Here is a 21,893-nt window from a genome sequence, read left to right as displayed (position 1 = left end):
TAAAAAGGTTATTGTTTTGTAAATACAAGATCCTTTGTCTCAGGAAGATAAATCTTAATATCAGTTCCTACTGGACATCTGCTATCATCAAGAATAATATCATTAGGCCGATATTCCCATGACATTTGTGTATCATTAAGTTTTTTTAATATTATACTTCCCCATCCAACACCACAATTAGTACCTCCATAATACAATAGAAGCTTATTCCCATTATCTTCAACCCACATACTATATATTGTATGTCTTAATTGCTGTTCCGGCAAATTCATACCTTGAGTATCTTGAACTATATGTCCTGAAGAACTTTTAATAATATATCTTATAGATAGTACATCTTTATAATGTTTGTATTGACTATTATCAAAAAATTTATGAATAAGTTTGTTGATGAATAAAGTTATTTTCTTATCCTGATAAGTAGCTTCGTAAGTACCAACAAAAGAGCTTAGTTCATTATTAGTATCTTTTAAATAGGAGTAATTAGGAGTTTCTGTATAGTCAGTCCTTAAAGGATATTCTTGTTGCGCTTTGCAAAAAGTAGTAATAATGATAATAATTAATAATAATATTTTTTTCATATTCTTTATTTTTAACACGGTGTAGCTGTTATCGTCCCATCACTGTTTTTAGTTATTGTACTTATCGTTCCATCAGTTTCTATTCTTTGTAGATTTACTTTTCCTTCTATTTTCATATCTTTCAGAGTTTTAAAAAGTAGTTTTTCAAGTCCCTCGGCACTACTAGAAGAATGATATAAATAATTTCTAGTTTCAAAGTTTATTACAAACTCATCTAGTTGTTGTTGAGAGAAAGTCACCAAAGCATCATTATAATTCCCATTAAAAGTTATTACATAATGCATACCATTAGGAGCTACCATTCCAATAAAAGCATTTTTTGGGTTTCCATAATTTCCTTGAGCTAAAGCGAACTGGAGCAATTGATCTATATCTGGTGGCGATAGCATTGGTATTCCCGTTGGGGTATGGTTATGATATCCTCCAACATATCCCGTCTTATCCATGAAATTTACACTATGATCTCCCCCTGGTATCATATCTGACGGGGTTCCGTCTGCTTTGATTTTGTAACCGTCTTCACCTCCTAGAGGAGATTTTGCTTTTAATGCATCTATTGCCGGTTTTGTTTTAGAATTATTTATTAGGTTTTTCGTCTTCTCACAAGGATCTTTTGGTTTTGGTGGCACACCACCGCCCCCTCTTGGAGGACCACCACAGTTATTAAATGTCTCACAACCACCGCCGCCGTCTCCACCGCCACCACCTTCACCAGGATACACTCCTATATCAAAATTTGGTAATTTGGGAACTCGAGGTGAAGTAATGATTACTTCCCCTGTGTCACAAGGATTTCCTGATGTTCCACAAGGAGGTGGATCTTCTTTTCCTCTACTAAAAACTGAAATACTTTTTCTAAGATAAGCTTCTCGAAATTCTTTTAAAACCAATTGATTATATTCATCCTTTTGGTTTAGTATTCCAAACTGAACATAAGTTTCTTCATCTTGAAGAACTCCAATCGCAATATCCACAACCTTTCCGTTTTCAACTACAGGAAAATATACCCACACTTTATCATCAAATTTTATGGGCTGAGAACGCATATCAAAATCAATATGTCTTTCGGAAATACTATTCCTTTTAGCATTACCTTCATTTTCCAATGATTTCAACCCTGTAAAATCGGTTTTATACAATTTATCATATTCTTTTAAAAGAAAAGCAAAACCATCCGGATAATTTATTATTCCATTTTCGTTTGGTTGGGTAAAAACCTGGAACTTATTTGAATAATAAGCTTCATCACCTGAGGATAAGTAATCTTCGTTCGTTCGGCAGGATTGCAAAGACACAGCAAACAGCGCCACCGATGCAGTCCGGATAATAATTTTTTTCATTCTGACTATTATGTTTTTTTGATTCGCTAAATATCGTATTTTATCACATACCTATGAATAAAAATCAAAAAAATAGGCTGCTCGTACTAAAAATTATTAAAAAAACAATATTTTATAAAACAGATCAATAATTCTATTTAATGATTTCCCGATCAAAACATGTATTCAATAAAAATGAACTTGAATAAAAAACTACAGATCATCTTTCAAAAAAATTAACCATTAGCTATCATTTCAAATTATTTTATATTTGTGAAAAATAAAAAATTTGCTAAAAAACAGCAGATCTGCTATTAATGAAGAAAACAAACACCTGTACCGTAGAACATTCAAAAATAACTGTTGACGGAGAAATTATTTTTGAAAGTCAGAATCACACATTCCAAGAATTTGCAAAGGAAGCTTATAAAAACATGGAACTGAATTATCCTAAGTTCCACAAAATGGATAATCTAAGTAAACTAGCCTTTCTTGCTGCTGAAATGGTATTAAAAGATGATGATCACAGCAGAACAGCCTTAGTTTTTGCCAATAGATCATCCAGCCTGGATACTGATTTTAAATATCAGGAAAGCATCAACTCTCAGGAAAATTACTTCCCGAGCCCTGCTGTCTTTGTCTATACACTTCCCAATATATGTGTGGGAGAAATCAGCATAAAACATAAAATGCAAACAGAGAATGCTTTTTTCGTTTTGGATGAATTTGATGAAAAATTTTTAAATGATTATTCCGAGCAGATTCTTTATTCCGGAAAAGCAGACAAAGTATTATGCGGCTGGGTTGAATTATATCAGGAAAATTATAAAGCTTTTGTATATTTGCTAACCTTGTAATAAATGTAACAATATAACCACGTAAAAATGTAACAATTTTAACTATTCGTAAACTTTTACATGGATACATTGGTAAACTTAATTAAATTATGGAAAACTTAAAAACTGAATTGAAGCACAAAATTATTGAAGTACTTAATCTTGAAGACGTTTCTGTAGAGGAAATCAAAGATACGGATCCGTTGTTCGGAGGAGGATTAGGACTTGACTCTATTGATGCTTTAGAACTTATCGTTCTTCTTGATAAAGAATATGGAATTAAATTAGCTGATCCTAAAAAAGGAAAGGAAATTTTCCAGTCTATTGAGGTAATGGCTAAGTTCATCGAAGAAAACAGAACAAAATAAAATTAATACAACAATGTAACAGTTTGTCCTTTATTGACATCCTGTTACATTGATACATTGTTACATTATTCATACTAATGAGCCAGAAAATTGCCATAACAGGAATGGGCATCATTTCCTCCATCGGAAACAATGTGGAGGAAAATTTTATTTCATTACAATCCGGAAAACATGGTATTTCAGATATTCAGATGTTTGAAACCCGTCATGCCGGAGCGATTAAAACAGGTGAGGTAAAATTATCCAATGAAGAACTTGTAAAGAAACTTCAGCTAAATGAAGACAACAACGTAACAAGAACATCCTTATTGGGAATGATCGCTGCAAAAGAAGCTGTAGAAAGTGCCGGAATTTCAAATATCAACGAATACAAAACCGGTTTTATTTCCTCTACCAGCGTCGGAGGAATGGATATTACCGAAAAATATTTCTACTCCTACGAAAACTTCCCTGAAAAGCAAAAGTACATTGATGCTCATGATGCCGGAAATTCTTCATTGGCTATTGCTGATTATCTGGGATTAAAAGGCATGGTTTCTACCATCAGTACAGCATGCTCATCTGCAGCCAATGCAATCATGATGGGAGCCAAATTGATTAAAAATGGGGTCTTAGACCGTGTTATCGTCGGTGGAACAGATTCGCTTTCAAAATTTACTTTGAACGGATTCAATACTCTGATGATTCTTACAGACTCTTACAATACTCCTTTTGACAACAACCGAAAAGGTCTAAACCTTGGAGAAGCAGCCGCTTTTCTGGTTCTTGAATCTGAGGAAGTTGTAAAAAAAGAAAATAAAAAGGTTTTAGGTTACCTTTCCGGGTATGGAAATGCCAATGATGCCCATCATCAAACCGCTTCTTCTGAAAACGGACAAGGTGCATTTTTAGCAATGCAGCAAGCTCTGAAAATTTCAGGGTTACAAAAAGAGAATATAGACTATATCAATGTTCATGGGACAGCAACGCCTAACAATGATTTATCAGAGGGAATTGCCATGATCAGAATATTCGGGGAAAACAATGTACCTGAGTTTAGTTCTACAAAGGCATTTACAGGACATACACTTGCTGCTGCTGCCGGAATTGAAGCCGTATTTTCAATTTTAGCCATGCAACACAGCCTTATCTTCCCGAATCTGAATTTTAAAACAAAAATGGAAGAGTTTGATTTAACGCCTGTTACTCAGCTTAAAGAGAAAAACATTAATCATGTTCTTTCCAATTCATTCGGGTTTGGAGGAAACTGTTCAACATTAATATTCTCAAAATCATGAGTGCAGTATACATCAACAGTGCAGCCTGCATCTCTGTTCAGGACACTTTAAACGAAAATATCCTTCAAAATCTTAACCCGCAAAACACGGTAAAGATTATAAAAGCTATAGAACCTAATTACAAAGAATTCATTCCTCCGGCAATGATCAGGAGAATGTCTAAAACTGTAAAAATGAGTTCAGTAGCATCAAATTATGCTTTAAAAGAAGCTGGAATTGAAAAACCGGACGCTATTATTGTGGGAACCGGAATGGGATGTTCACAGGACTCTGAAAAGTTCCTGAAAAACGTGATTGATAATCATGAGGAGTTTTTAACCCCTACATTTTTCATTCAATCCACTCATAACACTGTGGCAGGTCAGATTGCTCTTGGATTGCAGTGTCATGCTTACAATTTCACTTACGTTAATACTTCTTCGTCGCTGGAGTTTTCATTTTTGGATGCTCAGCTTCAGATCAATGATGGGGAAGCTGAAAATATTCTGGTAGGGTCAACCGATGAGCAGACCGACAGAACCATGGAGCTTTATTGTCTGAACAATACTATTAAAAAAGAAACCGATCTTCCGGCAGACCACCTGAATTCCAAAACCAATGGAGTTATTTGGGGTGAAGGAGCAAGTTTTTTTGTGGTTGGAAAAGACAAAACAGAAAGTTCTTACGCAAAGCTTACAGACATTAAAATCAGCAACCGATTAGAATTGAACGAAACACAGGAATTTATTCAGGAGTTTTTATCAAAAAACAATCTTTCTGTGAATCATATTGATGCTGTGATTTTAGGCTTCAGCAGTGATGCTGATTCTGATGCTTACTATACCAAAGCGATGAATCTTTTTCCTGATTCTGCGTTATTGTATTATAAACATTTAAGCGGTGAATTTAATACAGCCAGCGGATTTTCTACTTTTATAGCATGTCATATCCTTAAGGAACAGCAAATCCCGAAAGTAATGATGATCAATAGTATACAAAAGGAAGAAGTAAAAAATGTACTTCTTTACAATCATCTTGCCGGTGATGATCACAGTTTGGTATTATTGGAAAAGGCTTAATTGAAGAGTCGTAATAAAAAACAGTGCTATTGTCATTCTGACGAAGGAAGAATCTCTGCTTTTATATGATAGGTTCTTCATTTCGCTCCGCTATATTCAGAATGACAAAATGGGTATACATTCAGGAAGTTTAACAATAAAAAAGTCAGCAATGAAGCACTATTCATTCATCCTATTTTATCTTTTCTGTAACGTTTTTATTTATGCGTTTCAGGGAAGCTTGTGGGTGTATATTGCTTGTTTCCTTGCTTTTTCTGCCGTTGTTGTTTGGGGTTCGTTTGCTATTGAACTTGGATATTTTGTTAACAGTATTACGAACAAACGAACAAAAATCAAAGAGGTGGCTCTGACTTTTGATGATGGTCCAACAGAATTCACTCCTCAATTTTTAGATTTACTTCAAAAACATCAGGTAAAAGCTACATTTTTCTGTATCGGAAAGCAGATTGAAAAATATCCGGAAACGTTTCAAAGGATCATAGCGGAAGGGCATACCATCGGAAATCATACGTTGTCACATTCTAGTGCCACAGGTTTTTTATCCACTTCAAAAATGGTCAAGGAGATTGAAAGCTGTGATGAAGTGATAAAACAGATTGGAAATGTTCAAACAGATTTATACAGACCTCCTTTCGGAGTTACCAATCCGAGTATTGCCAAAGCCATTAAGCGAACTCATAAAACAAGCATTGGATGGAATGTTCGTTCTCTGGATACCGTTATAAATGATGAAAAAAAGATCTTCAGAAGAATTACAAAAACCCTTAAAAAAGGGAGCATTATTCTCCTTCACGATACCTCTGAAAAAACGTATCGTGTGCTGGTAGATTTATTAGTATTTTTGGAGGATAAAAAGTATTCAACATTTACCGTTGATTCAATTACAAATTCAAGAAAAAAATGATTAAAAATATTGCCTTAGGAGCATTTTTATTGATTTCCGGGTTCTTTTTTGCTCAAAATACAGCAATGTCGGGAGCAGAAGCAAAAGCATTTGTATCAAAAGTTTCTGCAGACACCAAGGAGATCAAAACCCTGCAAAGTGATTTTACCCAAACCAAAAAAATGGATTTTCTGGATAAAAGCATTGTAACGCATGGAAAAATGTCTCTTCAGACCCCTAATATGCTAAGCTGGAAATATACCAAACCTTATCAATACAGCATTGTTTTTAAAAGCAATAAAATCTACATCAATGATCAGGGGAAAAAATCTTCTGTAGATGCTAAAAGCAAAACATTTGAGAAGATCAATAAACTGATTGTAGGAAGCTCAAACGGAACCATGTTCAATGATCCTGAATTCACAGTGACCTATTTCAAAAACGGAAATTACAATGTGGCTAAGTTTGTTCCTAAAACATCACAGCTGCTGAAATATATCAAACAGATTGAACTTTATTTCCCTAAAAGCCAATCTACGGTTTCTCAGGTGAATATGACAGAAGCATCTGGTGATACTACGAATATCATTTTCAAAAATACAAAGATCAATGCTTCAATTCCTGCGTCAGAATTTAACTTATAGTCTGATCCTTTTGCTTGCAGTTTCCTGTAAGTCATATCAGCTTACTGATGTAAAACAGGTTTTAACCACTGAAAAAACGGTTGAAAATCTTTATTTTTCGTCTTCTGAGGATTATGTGTACAAATGTCAGATGGATATTTATAAAAATCATGTCAGCGGAATACTCATCATCAAAAAACTGAATGAAACCACACATCGTGTCGCATTAACTTCTGATTTTGGAAATAAACTGATTGATTTTGAAGTTTCAGACAATGGTTTCAAGCTTAATTATGTACTTCCTGATCTTGATAAAAAAATTGTCATCAATTTTTTGAAAAACGATTTTCAACAGCTTTTAAAAAGACAATATCCTGTCAGCGAAAGTTTTGAAAATGATAATGCAAAAATCTATCTGTCAAAAATTGAAAATAAAGCCTATTACCTGTTCTTCAACAAAGAAAATAATCTATTGAAACAGGTTATTTACACAAAAAATAATAAGGAGAAAATCGATTTTACTTTTGATGCAAAAAAGCATATCTTCGCGGACAGTTTAAACTTAAAACACAAGGATTTTAAGATCAATATAAAACTATTTCAAATAACCGAAACTGAATAAATTACACATGAAGAAGATATATTTCCTACTTTTTGCATTACTATCAACGTTGTTTTTTGCACAGGTAACTTTTAATCCGGGAATCAGAGTAGGCGCTAATATTTCACACGTATCTAACGGACCTGTACAAGATTACTTTTATTATAATGACAATCAGGGATATCACTATGGAAGCAACGCATTTGATATCAAATCAAAGGTTGATTTTTATGTAGGTTTCCAGGCAAACATCCGATTTGCAAAATTCTATGCTCTACAGCCGGAAATTTATTATACACGTCAGGGGGCAAAATTTGAGAGCCAAAAATCTACAGTAGCTTCTAAAACAGTCACTCTGTCTTATGTAGGAGCAGCGGTAGTAAATAAATTTTACTTTGATAAATTTAATATTCATTTTGGTCCGACTTTGGAACTTTTAACTGACCATAAGGATATTGACTCTCCTACAGATGCCGATCTTGGATTGTTATTCGGTACAGGCTATGACATTACTAAAAACATTGGTGTAGAAGCCCGAATTAAAAAAGGTTTTGTACATATTAATAATGACCATACCAATGTAACATTCCAGCTTGGAGTTTATTATACATTTAATCTTAAAAAATAAGATCATGCAAACCATTCTTACAGATTTTTATACGTTAACATCATACGAAAAGGCTGAAAACGGAAATTTTACGGCAAATATTCATCTTAATAAAGATCATGATATTTTTAAGGGACATTTTCCTGGAAATCCTGTGACTCCCGGAGTTTGTATGATGCAGATCATTAAAGAACTGACGGAAGAGTTTACAAGTTCAAAATTATTTTTAAAAACAGCATCGAATGTAAAGTTCATGGCAATCATCAATCCTTTTGAAACTCCGGATCTGAAACTACAATTGGATATCACTGAAAATGAAGAAGATGTTAAAGTAAAAAATGTGACATCCTTTGGCGAGACTATTGCATTGAAATTGTCTGTAAGCTATAAAAAAATCCCATCATGAAACTTATTCTATCATTCGTAGCGGCATTCATTTTTTTCTTTCAGTCTGATCTTGAGTCATTAAGAAACAGCTATGCCAAAGCCAACGAGTCTAATGCCAATACGGCAAATTTCATTGAAGTTGCGGAAAAGCAATCCAGTTCTGATGCTGTGACTTCAGGATATAAAGCAGCTGCCAAAATAATGGAAGCTAAAATCTCAAAAGGAAACAGAAAAGCCCTTGTAAAAACTGGTGCTACAAACCTTGAGAGCATTATCAAAAGTAATCCCAATAACGCCGAACTGAGATTGATCAGGCTAAGTGTTCAGGAAAACATTCCTAAAATTGTGGGTTACAGAGGAAGTTTAAAAGATGATAAAGCATTTCTTCTGACTCATTACAGCAAACAAAATGCAACCTTAAAAAATTACATCAAAAGGTTTGCAATGCAGTCTAAAACTATTACCGAGGCTGAAAGAGCCACTTTAAAATAAAACCATGTTCCTTGCTGAAGTACAAAATGCAATCTCTGAAAAGAAAATCTGCATTTTAATTCCGACTTACAATAACGAGAAAACCCTGAAGAGGGTCATCGACGGTGTTTTGAGCTATACCGAAAGTATTATTGTGGTCAATGACGGATCTACAGATTCTACCCCGCAAATTCTTACACAATATCCTCAGATCAGTGTTATTACTATACCTGAGAATAAAGGGAAAGGAAACGGGCTTAAAACAGGCTTCAGAAAGGCAAAGGAACTCGGATATGATTATGCCATCACTATTGATTCTGACGGGCAACATTATCCGGATGACATTCCTGTTTTTGTAAATGCTCTTCTGGAGGAAAATGATGATGTTTTATTAATCGGAAACAGAAATATGTCTCAGGATGGTATTCCTAAGAAAAGCAGTTTTGGAAATCGTTTTTCTAATTTCTGGTTTTGGTTTGAAACAGGAATCAAGCTTGAAGATACTCAATCCGGTTACAGACTTTATCCTTTACACAAAATTCCAAAGAAATATTTTACTCCAAAATTTGAATTTGAGATTGAGATCATTGTAAGAACAGCATGGAGACATATCCCTGTAAAAAATGTCCCTATAAAAGTTCTGTATGATCCTGCTGAGCGTGTGTCTCATTTCAGACCGTTCAAAGATTTTACCAGAATCAGTATTCTGAATACAATTCTGGTAACCATTACCCTCTTCTACATTATTCCGAGAAACTTTGTGAATAATTTCAAAAAAAAAAGCTTTAAAAAGTTCATCAAGGAAGATGTGCTGGAAAGTGACGGAAGTAACCGTATAAAGGCTTTTTCCATTGCGTTGGGAGTATTTATAGGACTTTCTCCTTTTTGGGGATTTCAGACTTTACTTGTGATCAGTTTATCTGTTCTTTTTAAACTGAATAAAGTACTTGCCTTTGTAGCATCCAATGTGAGTTTACCTCCTTTTATTCCTTTTATCATTGCAGCATCTCTTTTTCTGGGATCGCCATTTGTTCAGGGAGACAGCAATATTCTCAGTCAGGATTTAAATTTTGAACTGATCAAAAACAATCTGCTTCAATATGTAATCGGAAGTTTTATCCTAAGTACAACATTATCTGCTTTAGCTGGAATAACTACTTTTCTTTTTCTGAATAAACTGAATCCGGAGAATAATTAAAAGAATTATAATCTAATTATCTTTTTATTTGTCTTAGTCAGATACTTTTCAATTGTCTTTTGATCCGGAACGGTGGTTATTTCTTTAGTAAGTGCTTTTTCAAATTGGATTTTGGCTTTTGAAAACTCCTTTCGATGATAATAATATTTCCCGGCTAAAAAATACACTTTCCAAAAATCAGGATTTAAAGATTGATAATGAGTAAGGAAACTATCTGTAAGCATTTCTTTATTGACAATAGCATCATTGATCTTTAAGGTTACCTTTCTGTATTCTTCATAGTTTTTGAAGTCCTGTGAATCGGTAAAAGGATCTTTGGCAATATTCAGTTGGGATTTTGAAAAATCATTATGTTGTAAACCTTTCTCTGAAAATATTTCATTGAGATCATAGCATACAAATTCTCCCAATTGATAGGGATTGGAGGAAACCCAGACCAATCTTTTCTGAGGTGAAAATATAATCGCATGGTGAGCTAACAGCTGATTTAAAGCCTTTTCATTTCCGAAACCGATACTTTCATCTTTTAAGCCTGATCTATCTCTTAAAATAGCAGCCATTTTCTCCGGATTCAACTTTTTCTCTTCCTGTAAAAGTTCCTGAAGTTTTTCATAACGGTATGCGGAATGACTTTCTTTAATGTGTTTCTGATTTTTCACATCATCTTTATAAGCATCCGACTGAAAATGATTGGTGCAAAATACTTTACTCGTATTCTGAGCTTTGTACACTCCGAAATTTTTAGGTGAAACTTCAATGATCACGGCATTTTTATCATTGGCACTTCCTACGAGGATAGATTCTGAAACAAAAACACTTCTTTTTTTCGCAATAGCAATTGCCTCATCAATGGTTCTGGAATATTGTAGAATTTCTCTCGTGACCAATGAAATAGGGGTTTTAGCTGTTAAAGGAATTTTTGATTTTCCGGCATTGATTGTTACGGTGATTCCTTCTTTATTCATCCCGGAGACTACGCCGATCATTCCTGCCCAGCTTACAGACATATAGGGTATTCCGTCCTCGGGTTGTACAAATTCCACCAGTTTATTTCTTGAGAAATCATCTCCTACATAAAAGTCAAAGTTTCTTCCAATCAGCAGATCTCCGTCTTCTGTATTCTCATTCCAAACGGCAAGTGAGGTACAGCCCACCATTGCTAGATCCTGCAAAGCATGCCCGATGTCATGAGCGCCATGTAAATAAAGGTTCCTTAGATATTTAGAAGCAATAAAGTCATATTTATCTGATGAATATTGTGATAAGCCATATAATTCTGCCTGATAATCTTCTCTTACGTTGAGATACATTTTTCTGTTGTACCACTTTAAAAAGCTGCTTAAAAGGTTCTGCTTAAACTTTGACGGTACAAATCCTTCCACTTTAGAGAAAAAGATCTCTTCCTGTTCCTGCATCAGCTTTTGGGTAAGCGCACCGTTATTATATCCTAATTGAAGAGGATTTCCTTTGATATAAAGCTCCCAAAGCTGTTGTTTATTTTTAGTAAGATAATTCTGGTTATAGCTGTAAGTAGAATCATTGATCTTGTATACTTGGGGAATTTCCAGAGCATATTGTTTAACTTCCGGAATATGGTGTACAGATTTTGAAACCCCACATGAATGAAGGATAAAGAGAAAAAAAGTGCAGAGAAAAAGTCTTTGTAGAGACAGGTAAATAGTATTAGTTTTTTTCACTTCGGGTTATTAAAATATATTCCTCAAATGGTTATCAATAGTTTCTTTTCCTATAATTTCAGCACAGGTATTAAAAGCTCCAATGGTAACCCCTAAAATTCCGTGCATATTCACAGACTGACCTGTGAGAAACAGATTGTCAATCTTTGTACGGGGAGAAACCATTGTTTTAAGAGGGTTATCCGAATTTTTCATGTAACCGTACATATTTCCTTCAAAGCCTCCGATATAATCACGATAAGACAACGGTGAAGAGGTATGGATCCTTTTAATAGCATGCCTAAGGTTAGGTATTCTTTTTTCCAGGGCTTCAATCATCTTTTCTGTCTTCTCCAGCTTAAATTTTTCATACAATTTGCCTCTTTCATGTTCATTGGCAACTGTATTGAATGTATTTTCCCATTGTTTCACCTCATCGAAATCCATATAGGAAATTGCAGTCATGCTTTCTGCAAAGTCTGGATATTGTTTTGATGGCGTGGATGAAAGCATGTACGTTTCAGGCCAGGTTTCTTTTTTATAACGGAATGCATTCCAAACCTGCTCTTCGGATGAGTAATGATAAATATTATAATTAAAATTCGGAAAGCTGTGAGGTTTTAACACCAGGTAGACACTAAAGCAGGATGAAACCGGCTGCCAGCTTAAAACCCTGTTCAGAAAAGACTTTTTCAACCTTTCCTCACCAATAAGTTTAATAGTAGAACGAATTTCAATATTTGAAATAAACTGTTTTGCAAAATATTCCTTTCCGGAAACTGTTTTTACCGAAGCTAAGCTATTATTTTCATTAAAGATAAATTCAGAAACTTCAGAATGTTTGTGGACCTCTGCTCCATATTGACGAAGCTTTCGAATCAATAATTTTGAAATCTGGCTTCCTCCTTTCACACATTTGTAGGCGCTTTGAATATAGGAGTTTACCGTTAATGCATGCACGTAAAAAGGAACATTTTCCGAATCGCCAGCGTATAGAAAATTAGAGCCTAATAAAACGGATTGAAGGATTTTGTTCTGCGTAACCGATTCTATAAATCTCTTGGTATTTAAGTGTAGGATTTCTTCATTATAATGATCTTTCCCTACGACGTTATATCTTGGAAACTGGCTGCACACATATTGAATCTCTTCACAGTAGTTTTCAAGATTTTCTTTTTCATCAGGAAAATATTTGGTAAGCTGCTCTACAAAATTTTCATATCCTTGTGCGTGTGGATATTCTATGCTATTTTCTCCGAAAGAAATTCTATCGAACCCATCTTCATCCATTTTCTGAAGTTCAAGTTCGTCCATGATTTCCAGATAAGAAAAAAAGCGGTTTAAGTTTTGTCCTTTTGAAAGTCCTCCCAGATAATGAACCCCGGTATCAAAGATGAGTTTATCCCTTGAAAAAGTCTGTAGATTTCCGCCATACTGATTGTTTTTTTCCAATATACAGACTTTCAGACCTTCTTTCGCCAAAATAAGAGCTGAAACAAGACCTCCCAATCCGCTACCGATTACAAGTATGTCATATTCTTTCTTCAAAGGAGAACGTGCTTTATAAGTTAAAAAGAGATTGAGAAATTAGGGAATTCAGAGTTATTTTGTACTTAAAAGACGGAAAAGTCTTATTCAGACAATACAAATTCATGATCTCAAATTTTCAAAAATCTCAATAGTTTTGAGTTTTTATTAGTTTTTAGGGAATAAAAATAGAAAAATTAATCAACATCATCCCAAAAATCAAAATAATTAAACCATTGAAGCGGATATTTTTTCACCATGGTCTCAAGATTATCTACATAAGACTGTAAAAGTCCCTGTGAATCTCTGTTTTTGATATTCTGAGCTACTCTTGCATATAAGTGATAATGAAGGTTATCTTCTTTCATTACATAAACGTAAACTACCGGAACACCTAATCGGGAAGCAATAAGGAATGGTCCTGCCGGAAATTTGGCACTTTTCCCCAACAGATCTGCTTCAAGATATTTTGATCCCTCAAAATAACGATCACCTGTAAAACATATCAGTTCATTATTTGACAAAGCCTGATTGATCTCAAAGATATGTGACAGATCTTCTTTTACATAAATGAATTTGATATTACTTTTCTTTACGGAAACACTTTCTAAATATTCCTTGATTACCGTCACCTCCTGATCTGTAGTTACCAAGTTGATCTGACAATCAAAATCGATGTCTGCAAAGAAATGTTCTGCAATTTCAAAGTTACCGATGTGGGCACTGATCAAAACTCCGCCTTTTTTTGCTGCTAAAAGGTTTCTGAGGTTTTCAATCCCGTCAAATTCATAGGTATATTTTTCTCGTAAACCGGCAGAAATAGCGGTTTTATCAATCAGAACTTTCCCGAAAGTAAAGTAGCTTTTAAAAATGGAACGCTTTGCCTTCCAATATCCGTAGTTCAGTCTTTTCTGGAAATAATAAAGAATGTATCGATTGCTTTTTTTCTGAAACAGAACAAAGTAAGAAGCAACAAAATACAGGATAAAATATGAACTCCTGATTCCGATATTTCTAATACACCAAACGAATATTCTGTATCCTGATACGGTTCCTTTAGATTTACCTTTCCACTTGTTCATAAATAGAGTTTACCATTATAACAGTATACCAATGTAACCCTATCTCTGAGTACACTCTAATATGGTTACATTGGTACATTTTAAGGAGTATAGATTACTTATAACTATGCGTTTTTTTCAGCAATCTTGTTTTCAATCGTTGAGTAGAAGTCAGCAAATGTCACCATTTTTTTGAAATCGGCTTCTCCTAATTTCACTCCGAAATTAGATTCAATCACCACTACCATATCGATATAGTCTAAGCTGTCTAAGCCTAATGTATTTTTAAGGTTGGCATCATTACTGATTTCGTCTCCATCAACTTCAAATTCGTTGACAAGAAAATCATTAACAATAGCAACTATTTTTTCCCTTTCCATGTTTTTAATCAAATTTTTTAACTATTAGTGCAGAATTGGTTCCCCCAAACCCAAAAGAATTCGACAAAAATACATCAATTTTTTGATTTTTTGTTTTGGAGACTAAATTTATCTTTTGAGCCTCATTATCAGGATTATCCAAGTTAATATTCGGAGCTACAAAATCGTTCTGCATCATCAGAATTGAGTAGATAACTTCACTTGCGCCTGCCATCCAACACTCGTGTCCTGTCATGGATTTGGTAGAACTTACTGGAACTTCGCTTCCGAAGATTTCATAAATAGCTTTTGCTTCGTTCGCATCACCAATAGGGGTAGAAGTAGCATGAGCATTAATATAATCAATGTCTGAAGCTTTCAATCCTGATTGTTTCAAAGCTCTGTCCATTGCAAGGGCTGGTCCGTCAACATTCGGGGTTGAAATATGTCCGCCGTTGGATGAGAAACCATATCCTATAATTTCAGCAATGATTGGAGCACCTCTTCTTTGTGCCGATTCTAAGCTTTCAACAACTAAGCTTGCTGCTCCTCCACTTGGAATCAAGCCGTCTCTTCCTGCATCGAAAGGTCTTGAAGCTTTGGTAGGTTCGTCTTCTCTTGCGGAGAAAACTCCCAATCCATCAAAACTTGCCATGGAATATTTGTTGGTTTCCTGAGCCCCACCACAGATAATCATATCCTGAAAACCGTTTTTGATCATCATATAAGCAAGTCCTAAGGAATGTGAACCGCTTGCACAGGCTGCACTGATTGTAAGATTGATTCCTCTCAGCTTAAAGATCGTGGAAAGGTTCATCGTTACAGTTGAGTTCATTGATTTAAAGATCGCACCGGACCCCATTAATGTAGTATCTTTCTTTTCTCTTGCAATGTCTATAGATTCTACCACTGCCTGAGAAACACTATCGTTTCCGTATAGAATCCCAACTTCATGGGTGTCTAAAAATGTTTCATCAAGATTGGCTTGTTTCAAGGCATCAATTGTGGCAAGATAAGCATATTCACTTTCTTCTCCCATGCTGATGCGCTGACGTCTATTCAGAAGGTTTTTGAGATCCGGTTTTGGTACAACGCCTGTAAGCCCAGATCTAAACCCGAATTCTTTTCTCTCCTGATCTAAAACAATACCGGATTTTCCTTGGTATAGAGATTCCCTGACTTCTTCTAAAGAGGTCCCAATGCAGGAATAAATCCCCATTCCGGTAATCACAACCCTGTTTTCCATTTGTTTATATTGAGTTTAACAATGTATCAGTTTAACGATGTAACAATATATTTTATTGAGATTCAATTTATATTGTACACTGGTACATTGGTATATTGTTAAATTATTTTATGAGTAAATTCCGCCGTTAATATTAATCACTTCGCCTGTAATGTATGAAGATTTTTTCGATGCTAAAAACGCTACAAGATCAGCTACTTCTTCAGCTTCTCCGAATCTGTTGGCTGGAATCATTGCTTTAAGCTCATCTTCATTCATTTCCTGGGTCATATCTGTTTTGATAAACCCTGGTGCAACAGCATTTACTGTAATATTTCTTTTTGCGACTTCTTGAGCAAGGGCTTTTGTAGCTCCTACCAAGGCTCCTTTTGCAGCGGAATAATTTGTCTGCCCGGCAGTTCCTTTTACTCCGGATACTGAAACCATATTGATAATTCTTCCGTATTTGTTGCGAAGTAATTTCTGAATAAAGAAATTCGTTACATTGAAAAATCCGTCTAAGCTTGTATTGATAACGCTGCTCCAGTCTTCTTTTGGCATCCACATAAACAGACCATCTTTGGTAATTCCGGCGTTGTTTACAATCACTTCTACCACAGCTGTAGGATTATTTCCCTGCCAAGCTGTTAATACATTCTGAACTTCTTCAGTATTTCCTACATCAAATTTAAGGATTTCTCCTGTAGCGCCAAGTTCTTCTACTTTAGCCAAAGTTTCTTTTGCTGCGGCTTCATTTGAAGTGTAGTTAATCAGTATATGGTAATTCTTTTCTTCAGCCAGTTTTATACAGATCGCCCTTCCGATTCCTCTTGAGCCTCCTGTTATAATTGCACATTTCATGCGTTAGTGTTTATTTCGTTTTAGTTTTTTTAAGTTACCTTGTTTTTCTTTTAATAGACAATTTATTCTGATGAATAATTACATTGCCTTTAAATATTTCTTTACTTCTTCCAGATAAGGGTACATTACCATATCATCTGAGAATGCAGGAATTATTTTTCTGATCTCATCATACAGCTCTTTTGTGGATGAAGAAACTTTATCCTGGAAACCTAGGTATTCAATTGCCTGGATAATTGTAATGGCTTCAATTGCCAATACTTCAAAAGCATTTTCTATTACTTTTCTACAGATTACGGCTGCATTGGTTCCCATACTCACGATATCCTGATTATCGTTATTATTCGGGATACTGTGAACGTACATAGGATTTGACAGCATCTGGCTTTCTGCTGTAGTGGAAGTTGCTGTAAACTGTACACCCTGCATTCCGAAATTGAAACCTAATTTACCTAAATTTACAAAAGGAGGCAAAATTTCGTTGATTTTAGCATTTAAAAGATAGTTCAACTGTCTTTCTGCAAGCATGGTTAGTTTTGTTACTACAATTTTAAGCTTATCCATTTCCAAAGAGATATAGTCTCCGTGGAAATTTCCGCCATGGTAAACATGTTGGTCTTCTACATTGATAATTGGGTTATCATTGGCAGAGTTAATTTCGTTTTCAAGAACTTTTTCTGTGTATTCCAATGTATCTAACACTGGTCCTAAGATCTGCGGTACACATCTTAATGAATAATATTCCTGTACTTTTTCCTTGAATACTTTTTCCTGTTCTTCAAAGTGAGTATAAAGGTGATCTTCTCTTTTTCTGATCAGTTTACTATCTGCTAAATGGGCACGCATTCTTTCTGCCACTTTCTGCTGACCGTAATGTCTTTTGGTTCCGTTCAAAGCAGCGGATAAATGATCATCATATGCCTGAACAATTTCGTTGATCGCACATGAAAGTCTGATGGAAATATCTGTTAATTGATTTGCTTTATAAGCATTCACTATTCCGATTCCTGACATTACCGAAGTACCATTCATTAAAGCAAGACCTTCGCGGATCTCAACCTGAATTGGTTCTAATCCTTCGATTTCGAAAACTTCTTTTGTGGATTTTCTTTCTCCTTTATAAAATACTTCTCCTTCTCCGATCAAAACTAAAGCAAGGTGAGCCAATTGTACAAGGTCACCACTTGCTCCTACTCCTCCATGCTCAAAAATCAATGGGGTGATATCTCTGTTGATCAATTCCTGAAGAAGATAAATAACGGATTCATGTACTCCTGAATTTCCTAATGATAAGGTATTCATTCTTGCCAACATACATGCCTTAACTTCCTGAGCTGGCAAAGGGTTCCCGATTCCTGAAGAGTGGCTTCTGATCAGGTTATATTGTAGCTGGTGTGTGTCTTCATCACTGATCTTAAATTGAGCCATCGGTCCAAAACCAGTGTTCACACCATATATTACTTTGTTTTTAGAAAATTCTTTTAAAAACTGAAAACTTGTATTCACTCTTGATAAAAGTGATTGATCCAGTTCTATTTTCTCATTTTCAATAATAATTTTTTGAAAGTCTTTCAGTTCTAAAAAGTTGGTTATTTTCATCAATTAAAAGTAATAGTTGATAATTTTGTAAAATATTAATTAATTGTCACTAATTTTGCGGCAAAGATAAAAGTTATTATTAAAATAAAAAATCAAAGATGAGCAAAGAATTTGTTGACGTTCTTGTAATCGGGGCTGGACCTTCCGGATGCGTGTCTTCTTCATACTTAAAGAAGAACAACGTCAACGTAAAAGTGGTCGAAAAGACAAAATTCCCAAGATTGGTAGTCGGTGAAAGCTTAATTCCAAGGGTAATGGATCACTTTGACGAAGCCGGATTATTCCCTGCACTAGACAAAATGGGCTTTGAAAAAAAGCTTGGAGCTCGTTTCCTTCGTGGTGATGAAGTCTGCATTTTTGATTTCAGTAACAAATTTGGAGAAGGCTGGGATTGGACCTGGCAGGTTCCGAGAGCTGATTTTGATAACACTCTTGCTCAGGAAGTCATTAATAAAGGGATCGATCTGGAATTTGAGACAGAAGTTATTGATATTAAATTTGACGGAACTGATTCTATAACAACGGTAAAGAATAAGGATGGAGAAACTAAAGAAATCCATGCAAAATTCGTTATTGATTCCAGTGGATACGGAAGAGTACTTCCCCGTTTGCTGGACCTTGAAAAACCTTCAAAATTATCTCCTCACTCTGCAATTTTCTCTCATGTGAATGATATTAACAGAGAACCTGGGGAAGAGGGAACATTGATTTCTTTTGACATCATTGAAACAGAAGTTTGGCTTTGGGTAATTCCTTTTTCTAATGGAAATACAAGTATAGGTATCGTAGGACCTACTGATTATATTGATCAATTATCTGAAAATGGAGATCCGGCTGAAGCTTTAAGAAAGGCTATTTCTCTTTCTGATTATTATGTAAAACGTTTCGGAGATGTAGAGTTCCTTTTTGAGCCAAGACATCTTAAAGATTATTCATGCTCAGTGAAGAGTTTATTCGGAGATGGATTTGCTTTAACAGGGAATGCATCAGAGTTCCTTGATCCGGTTTTTTCCTCAGGGATGGCATTTGCTACCGAATCCGGAATGCTTGCAGCAAAACTTGCTTTAAGACAGCTTAATGGCGAAACAATTGATTGGCAGAAAGAGTATACTGATTATATTTTATATGGTGTAGATGTTTTCACCACTTATGTAAAGGAATGGTATACCGGAAATCTTCAGGAGCTATTCTTCCACCAACCTGAAAATCCGGATGTAAAGAAAAAGATATGTGCGGTTTTAGCAGGATATGTGTGGAATAAGGACAATCCTTTTGTGAAAAAGCACGATACTGTGATTAAGAATCTTGCGAACCTGATCAAACTTGAAAAACAGGAACAGCAAAATCAACAATAAAAAAACGGTCTGAATTTTCAGACCGTTTTTGTTTTATTTTAAAGACTTTTTAATTTCTCTTCCCAGATATCTTCCGGCAGATTCATAAGCTGCGGCAATTCTTCCATACTCCATTACAAATTCATCATTCTTTACGAATTTATCGAATTTGTTTAGTTCTACTTCCACTAAAACCTTAGAAGGATTATTCGTTTCAATCAGTTTTATTTTACCCGTTATTTCAGCAGTCATTGCTGTAAGTCCTGCATGCCATCCCGGAAAAACCCATGCTGTTTCTACCAACAGGGTATATTTTGCAGAAGGATCTTTTTTGAATGAAATGTCTTTATACGTTTTATTCAGTCCTTTTGCGAAATAATCTACATATTCTCTTTTATAGATTTCCCATTGCCCGATCCATTTTGTCCATGCCTCCTCGCCTCTTTTAGGGTTTTCCAGAACCTGTTTTTTTCTGTTTTCAAGATATTGAACTTCCGTAATATTCTCTTTCATAAATAATACGTTCTCAAATTTGACCTCAACATTTACTTCGGGCTGATCTTTTAATACAAGTAAATTACCCGCTGTAATTTTCATTTTGTCCTGTGCGAAAACTGTTGTCATCATTACGAAAAACACCAGCAATAATAATTTTTTCATTGTTTATTAGTTTTATTTTTAAGCGTTTAAAGGTATCATAAAAAGTAGAGTTATAATACTTTTATTGAAAATTATTCTTATCGTAGATCTATAAAGGTAATAGGCTTTCTGCTGTTTGGATTGAAGACCGTTTTGGACAGAATATCAAAGTCAATAACTTCAATTTTCGGGCTTACTCTCAATTTTGCTCGGAAATGATCTCTTACTTCATTTACAAAATTCTCGTTTTCGGCTTCAATACTTAATTTGATGATAATTTCATCCAACCCGATCTCATTAGCCTGAATTACGATCTGATAACACAGAATATTATTAAAATCGTTCAGAATATCATTCATTGCCGGCGGATACAACGTTGTTCCCTTATATTTAATCATCTGCTGCTTTCTTCCAATCACAGGTCCTAACCTCATCGTATTTCTTCCGCATTGACATGGTTCGTAATGAGCTTTTACAATATCACCTGTTTTAAATCTTAATAAAGGAATAGCTTCCACACCCAAAGTTGTAATGGTAAGTTCTCCGCTTTCTCCTTCCTTCACTACATTTCCCTCATCATCCAATATTTCTGTAATGATCAATTCCGGGTGATGATGTCCTCCAATCTGAAATTCACATTCTGTAAAGGCAGTACTCATCTCAGTAGATGCATACGTAGAAAAGAGTTTAATGTTCCACTTTTCTTTGATCTTCTGTGAAAGAATATTATCTGTAAAATCCTGATTTTTGATACTTTCTCCGATACATACTGCGCCATAAACACTTGAATTTTTATAGTCCAAACCATGTTTTTCAGCATAATCGATCATCTTTAACAGAAAAGAAGGAACAGTAATCAGGTATTTAGGTTTATATCTGAAAATAGAATCCCATTGCAATTCCGGAATTCCAGGTCCCATTCTGACAACACTTGCACCCATTTTTCTTAATCCTAAAAAGTAAGCAAGTCCTGCCATGAAACGTTTATCGATGGTTGTGATCATCTGTACAACATCTCCTTTCTGGATTCCTGCACAGGCAAATGATATTGCTTCATTATAGGCAAGTCTTTCAAGGTCATTATCAGACAAACCGAAAGTCACAGGATCTCCCAAAGTTCCTGAAGTCGTGCTATAATCTACAATCTTATCCGGAGTAATACAGAAAAAATCATGATTGTACTGCTGTAAATCATTCTTTGTGGTTGTAGGAATCTTCTGCAGATCTTCTAAAGTTTGAATTTCCGCAATATTGATATTATTTTCCCTAAACAGTTTTGTGTAAAAAGGTGAATTCTCCTCAAGATAAGCCAAAAGCTTCTGAAGTTTATCTTCCTGAAACCTTTTTATTTCCTGAGTACTTGATTTTTCGATGAACGGATGAAATTCCAATGATTTTAATTT

At 34.9% G+C, this 21,893-nt stretch carries 23 protein-coding genes; 12 read left to right on the top strand and 11 right to left on the bottom strand.

The annotated features are described in order from the left end of the window. Window positions 1-8: 8 nt before the first annotated feature. Window positions 9-581, bottom strand: coding sequence for a DUF6705 family protein (locus tag BW983_RS18200; RefSeq protein WP_076553294.1), 573 nt, complete (start codon window positions 579-581; stop codon window positions 9-11). An 11-nt stretch (window positions 582-592) separates the two neighbouring features. Then, the gene (locus BW983_RS24395; protein ID WP_076553293.1) at window positions 593-1,921 is read right to left on the bottom strand and encodes a hypothetical protein; all 1,329 of its coding nucleotides are present in this window, start codon (window positions 1,919-1,921) and stop codon (window positions 593-595) included. 296 nt (window positions 1,922-2,217) lie between these two features. On the opposite strand from BW983_RS24395, the gene BW983_RS18190 reads away from it, so the two are divergent. The 11 genes from BW983_RS18190 (at window position 2,218) to BW983_RS18140 (ending at window position 10,209) form a co-directional block, all read left to right on the top strand. After that, window positions 2,218-2,757 (top strand): 3-oxoacyl-ACP synthase, encoded by a 540-nt coding sequence (locus BW983_RS18190; protein ID WP_076553292.1) that lies wholly within the window; start codon window positions 2,218-2,220, stop codon window positions 2,755-2,757. 89 nt (window positions 2,758-2,846) lie between these two features. Further along, window positions 2,847-3,104 carry a phosphopantetheine-binding protein gene (locus tag BW983_RS18185; protein WP_065396475.1) on the top strand — a complete coding sequence of 86 codons (258 nt, stop codon included), beginning with the start codon at window positions 2,847-2,849 and terminating at the stop codon, window positions 3,102-3,104. A gap of 77 nt (window positions 3,105-3,181) precedes the next feature. Continuing rightward, window positions 3,182-4,381: a beta-ketoacyl-[acyl-carrier-protein] synthase family protein gene (locus tag BW983_RS18180; protein WP_076553291.1), complete on the top strand. Its 1,200-nt coding sequence runs from the start codon at window positions 3,182-3,184 to the stop codon at window positions 4,379-4,381. Next, window positions 4,378-5,439 carry a beta-ketoacyl synthase N-terminal-like domain-containing protein gene (locus tag BW983_RS18175; RefSeq protein ID WP_076553290.1) on the top strand — a complete coding sequence of 354 codons (1,062 nt, stop codon included), beginning with the start codon at window positions 4,378-4,380 and terminating at the stop codon, window positions 5,437-5,439. Before BW983_RS18180 ends, BW983_RS18175 begins: the two co-directional genes overlap by 4 nt. Before the next feature lie 151 nt (window positions 5,440-5,590). After that, the gene (locus BW983_RS18170; protein ID WP_076553336.1) at window positions 5,591-6,343 is read left to right on the top strand and encodes a polysaccharide deacetylase family protein; all 753 of its coding nucleotides are present in this window, start codon (window positions 5,591-5,593) and stop codon (window positions 6,341-6,343) included. Further along, window positions 6,340-6,966: a flexirubin biosynthesis/transport protein LolA2 gene (locus tag BW983_RS18165; RefSeq protein ID WP_076553289.1), complete on the top strand. Its 627-nt coding sequence runs from the start codon at window positions 6,340-6,342 to the stop codon at window positions 6,964-6,966. The genes BW983_RS18170 and BW983_RS18165 overlap by 4 nt, the downstream gene beginning before the upstream one ends. Further along, entirely contained in the window at window positions 6,932-7,567 is a 636-nt protein-coding gene (locus BW983_RS18160) for a flexirubin biosynthesis protein LolB2 (RefSeq protein ID WP_084184579.1), read from the top strand. Before BW983_RS18165 ends, BW983_RS18160 begins: the two co-directional genes overlap by 35 nt. Window positions 7,568-7,574: 7 nt before the next feature. After that, window positions 7,575-8,174, top strand: a complete 600-nt coding sequence (locus BW983_RS18155) for an outer membrane beta-barrel protein (protein WP_076553288.1) — start codon at window positions 7,575-7,577, stop codon at window positions 8,172-8,174. Between the two features lie 4 nt (window positions 8,175-8,178). After that, window positions 8,179-8,559 carry an ApeI family dehydratase gene (locus BW983_RS18150; protein ID WP_084184577.1) on the top strand — a complete coding sequence of 127 codons (381 nt, stop codon included), beginning with the start codon at window positions 8,179-8,181 and terminating at the stop codon, window positions 8,557-8,559. Continuing rightward, entirely contained in the window at window positions 8,556-9,032 is a 477-nt protein-coding gene (locus BW983_RS18145) for a hypothetical protein (protein ID WP_076553287.1), read from the top strand. The genes BW983_RS18150 and BW983_RS18145 overlap by 4 nt, the downstream gene beginning before the upstream one ends. Before the next feature lie 4 nt (window positions 9,033-9,036). Then, window positions 9,037-10,209 carry a DUF2062 domain-containing protein gene (locus BW983_RS18140; protein WP_076553286.1) on the top strand — a complete coding sequence of 391 codons (1,173 nt, stop codon included), beginning with the start codon at window positions 9,037-9,039 and terminating at the stop codon, window positions 10,207-10,209. Between the two features lie 5 nt (window positions 10,210-10,214). Here BW983_RS18140 and BW983_RS18135 read toward each other — a convergent pair whose 3' ends face one another. The 7 genes from BW983_RS18135 to BW983_RS18105 form a co-directional block, all read right to left on the bottom strand. Next, window positions 10,215-11,906, bottom strand: coding sequence for a C45 family autoproteolytic acyltransferase/hydolase (locus tag BW983_RS18135; protein ID WP_084184575.1), 1,692 nt, complete (start codon window positions 11,904-11,906; stop codon window positions 10,215-10,217). 9 nt (window positions 11,907-11,915) lie between these two features. Next, window positions 11,916-13,433 carry a phytoene desaturase family protein gene (locus BW983_RS18130; protein ID WP_076553285.1) on the bottom strand — a complete coding sequence of 506 codons (1,518 nt, stop codon included), beginning with the start codon at window positions 13,431-13,433 and terminating at the stop codon, window positions 11,916-11,918. 176 nt (window positions 13,434-13,609) lie between these two features. Continuing rightward, window positions 13,610-14,494, bottom strand: coding sequence for an LpxL/LpxP family acyltransferase (locus BW983_RS18125; RefSeq protein ID WP_065396465.1), 885 nt, complete (start codon window positions 14,492-14,494; stop codon window positions 13,610-13,612). A 104-nt stretch (window positions 14,495-14,598) separates the two neighbouring features. Then, a complete protein-coding gene (locus BW983_RS18120) occupies window positions 14,599-14,853 on the bottom strand; it encodes an acyl carrier protein (protein ID WP_076553284.1) in 255 nt (84 codons plus the stop codon). Between the two features lie 4 nt (window positions 14,854-14,857). Beyond that, window positions 14,858-16,078, bottom strand: coding sequence for a beta-ketoacyl-[acyl-carrier-protein] synthase family protein (locus tag BW983_RS18115; RefSeq protein ID WP_076553283.1), 1,221 nt, complete (start codon window positions 16,076-16,078; stop codon window positions 14,858-14,860). 108 nt (window positions 16,079-16,186) lie between these two features. Beyond that, entirely contained in the window at window positions 16,187-16,918 is a 732-nt protein-coding gene (gene fabG, locus BW983_RS18110; RefSeq protein ID WP_076553282.1) for a flexirubin biosynthesis SDR family reductase FlxB, read from the bottom strand. Window positions 16,919-16,996: 78 nt separating this feature from the next. Beyond that, window positions 16,997-18,517, bottom strand: coding sequence for a flexirubin biosynthesis tyrosine ammonia-lyase FlxA (locus tag BW983_RS18105; protein ID WP_076553281.1), 1,521 nt, complete (start codon window positions 18,515-18,517; stop codon window positions 16,997-16,999). A 98-nt stretch (window positions 18,518-18,615) separates the two neighbouring features. On the opposite strand from BW983_RS18105, the gene BW983_RS18100 reads away from it, so the two are divergent. Then, on the top strand, window positions 18,616-19,872 hold the full coding sequence (locus BW983_RS18100; RefSeq protein WP_076553280.1) for an NAD(P)/FAD-dependent oxidoreductase: 1,257 nt from the start codon (window positions 18,616-18,618) through the stop codon (window positions 19,870-19,872). A 33-nt stretch (window positions 19,873-19,905) separates the two neighbouring features. On the opposite strand, the gene BW983_RS18095 is transcribed toward BW983_RS18100, so the two are convergent. Together BW983_RS18095 and BW983_RS18090 are read right to left on the bottom strand one after the other, a co-directional pair. Beyond that, the gene (locus tag BW983_RS18095) at window positions 19,906-20,511 is read right to left on the bottom strand and encodes a hypothetical protein (RefSeq protein WP_076553279.1); all 606 of its coding nucleotides are present in this window, start codon (window positions 20,509-20,511) and stop codon (window positions 19,906-19,908) included. Between the two features lie 77 nt (window positions 20,512-20,588). Continuing rightward, the gene (locus BW983_RS18090; protein ID WP_076553278.1) at window positions 20,589-21,881 is read right to left on the bottom strand and encodes a flexirubin biosynthesis putative acyl-CoA ligase FlxY; all 1,293 of its coding nucleotides are present in this window, start codon (window positions 21,879-21,881) and stop codon (window positions 20,589-20,591) included. Window positions 21,882-21,893: the final 12 nt, after the last annotated feature.

This window comes from Chryseobacterium ureilyticum (genome assembly GCF_900156735.1).
In the GTDB taxonomy this organism is placed as follows: domain Bacteria; phylum Bacteroidota; class Bacteroidia; order Flavobacteriales; family Weeksellaceae; genus Chryseobacterium; species Chryseobacterium ureilyticum.
Note: the sequence above shows the minus strand (reverse complement) of the source record. Positions and strands in the feature narration are given on the sequence as shown.

Coding starts and splice junctions, on each gene's coding strand:
- fabG (WP_076553282.1), bottom strand. CDS start 16,918: ATGAAATGTGCAATTATAACAGGAGGCTCAAGAGGAATCGGAAGGGCG.
- BW983_RS18155 (WP_076553288.1), top strand. CDS start 7,575: ATGAAGAAGATATATTTCCTACTTTTTGCATTACTATCAACGTTGTTT.
- BW983_RS18105 (WP_076553281.1), bottom strand. CDS start 18,517: ATGAAAATAACCAACTTTTTAGAACTGAAAGACTTTCAAAAAATTATT.
- BW983_RS18175 (WP_076553290.1), top strand. CDS start 4,378: ATGAGTGCAGTATACATCAACAGTGCAGCCTGCATCTCTGTTCAGGAC.
- BW983_RS18190 (WP_076553292.1), top strand. CDS start 2,218: ATGAAGAAAACAAACACCTGTACCGTAGAACATTCAAAAATAACTGTT.
- BW983_RS18095 (WP_076553279.1), bottom strand. CDS start 20,511: ATGAAAAAATTATTATTGCTGGTGTTTTTCGTAATGATGACAACAGTT.
- BW983_RS18165 (WP_076553289.1), top strand. CDS start 6,340: ATGATTAAAAATATTGCCTTAGGAGCATTTTTATTGATTTCCGGGTTC.
- BW983_RS18100 (WP_076553280.1), top strand. CDS start 18,616: ATGAGCAAAGAATTTGTTGACGTTCTTGTAATCGGGGCTGGACCTTCC.
- BW983_RS18145 (WP_076553287.1), top strand. CDS start 8,556: ATGAAACTTATTCTATCATTCGTAGCGGCATTCATTTTTTTCTTTCAG.
- BW983_RS18125 (WP_065396465.1), bottom strand. CDS start 14,494: ATGAACAAGTGGAAAGGTAAATCTAAAGGAACCGTATCAGGATACAGA.
- BW983_RS18160 (WP_084184579.1), top strand. CDS start 6,932: ATGCTTCAATTCCTGCGTCAGAATTTAACTTATAGTCTGATCCTTTTG.
- BW983_RS18115 (WP_076553283.1), bottom strand. CDS start 16,078: ATGGAAAACAGGGTTGTGATTACCGGAATGGGGATTTATTCCTGCATT.
- BW983_RS18185 (WP_065396475.1), top strand. CDS start 2,847: ATGGAAAACTTAAAAACTGAATTGAAGCACAAAATTATTGAAGTACTT.
- BW983_RS18150 (WP_084184577.1), top strand. CDS start 8,179: ATGCAAACCATTCTTACAGATTTTTATACGTTAACATCATACGAAAAG.
- BW983_RS18170 (WP_076553336.1), top strand. CDS start 5,591: ATGAAGCACTATTCATTCATCCTATTTTATCTTTTCTGTAACGTTTTT.
- BW983_RS18120 (WP_076553284.1), bottom strand. CDS start 14,853: ATGGAAAGGGAAAAAATAGTTGCTATTGTTAATGATTTTCTTGTCAAC.
- BW983_RS18200 (WP_076553294.1), bottom strand. CDS start 581: ATGAAAAAAATATTATTATTAATTATTATCATTATTACTACTTTTTGC.
- BW983_RS18140 (WP_076553286.1), top strand. CDS start 9,037: ATGTTCCTTGCTGAAGTACAAAATGCAATCTCTGAAAAGAAAATCTGC.
- BW983_RS18180 (WP_076553291.1), top strand. CDS start 3,182: ATGAGCCAGAAAATTGCCATAACAGGAATGGGCATCATTTCCTCCATC.
- BW983_RS24395 (WP_076553293.1), bottom strand. CDS start 1,921: ATGAAAAAAATTATTATCCGGACTGCATCGGTGGCGCTGTTTGCTGTG.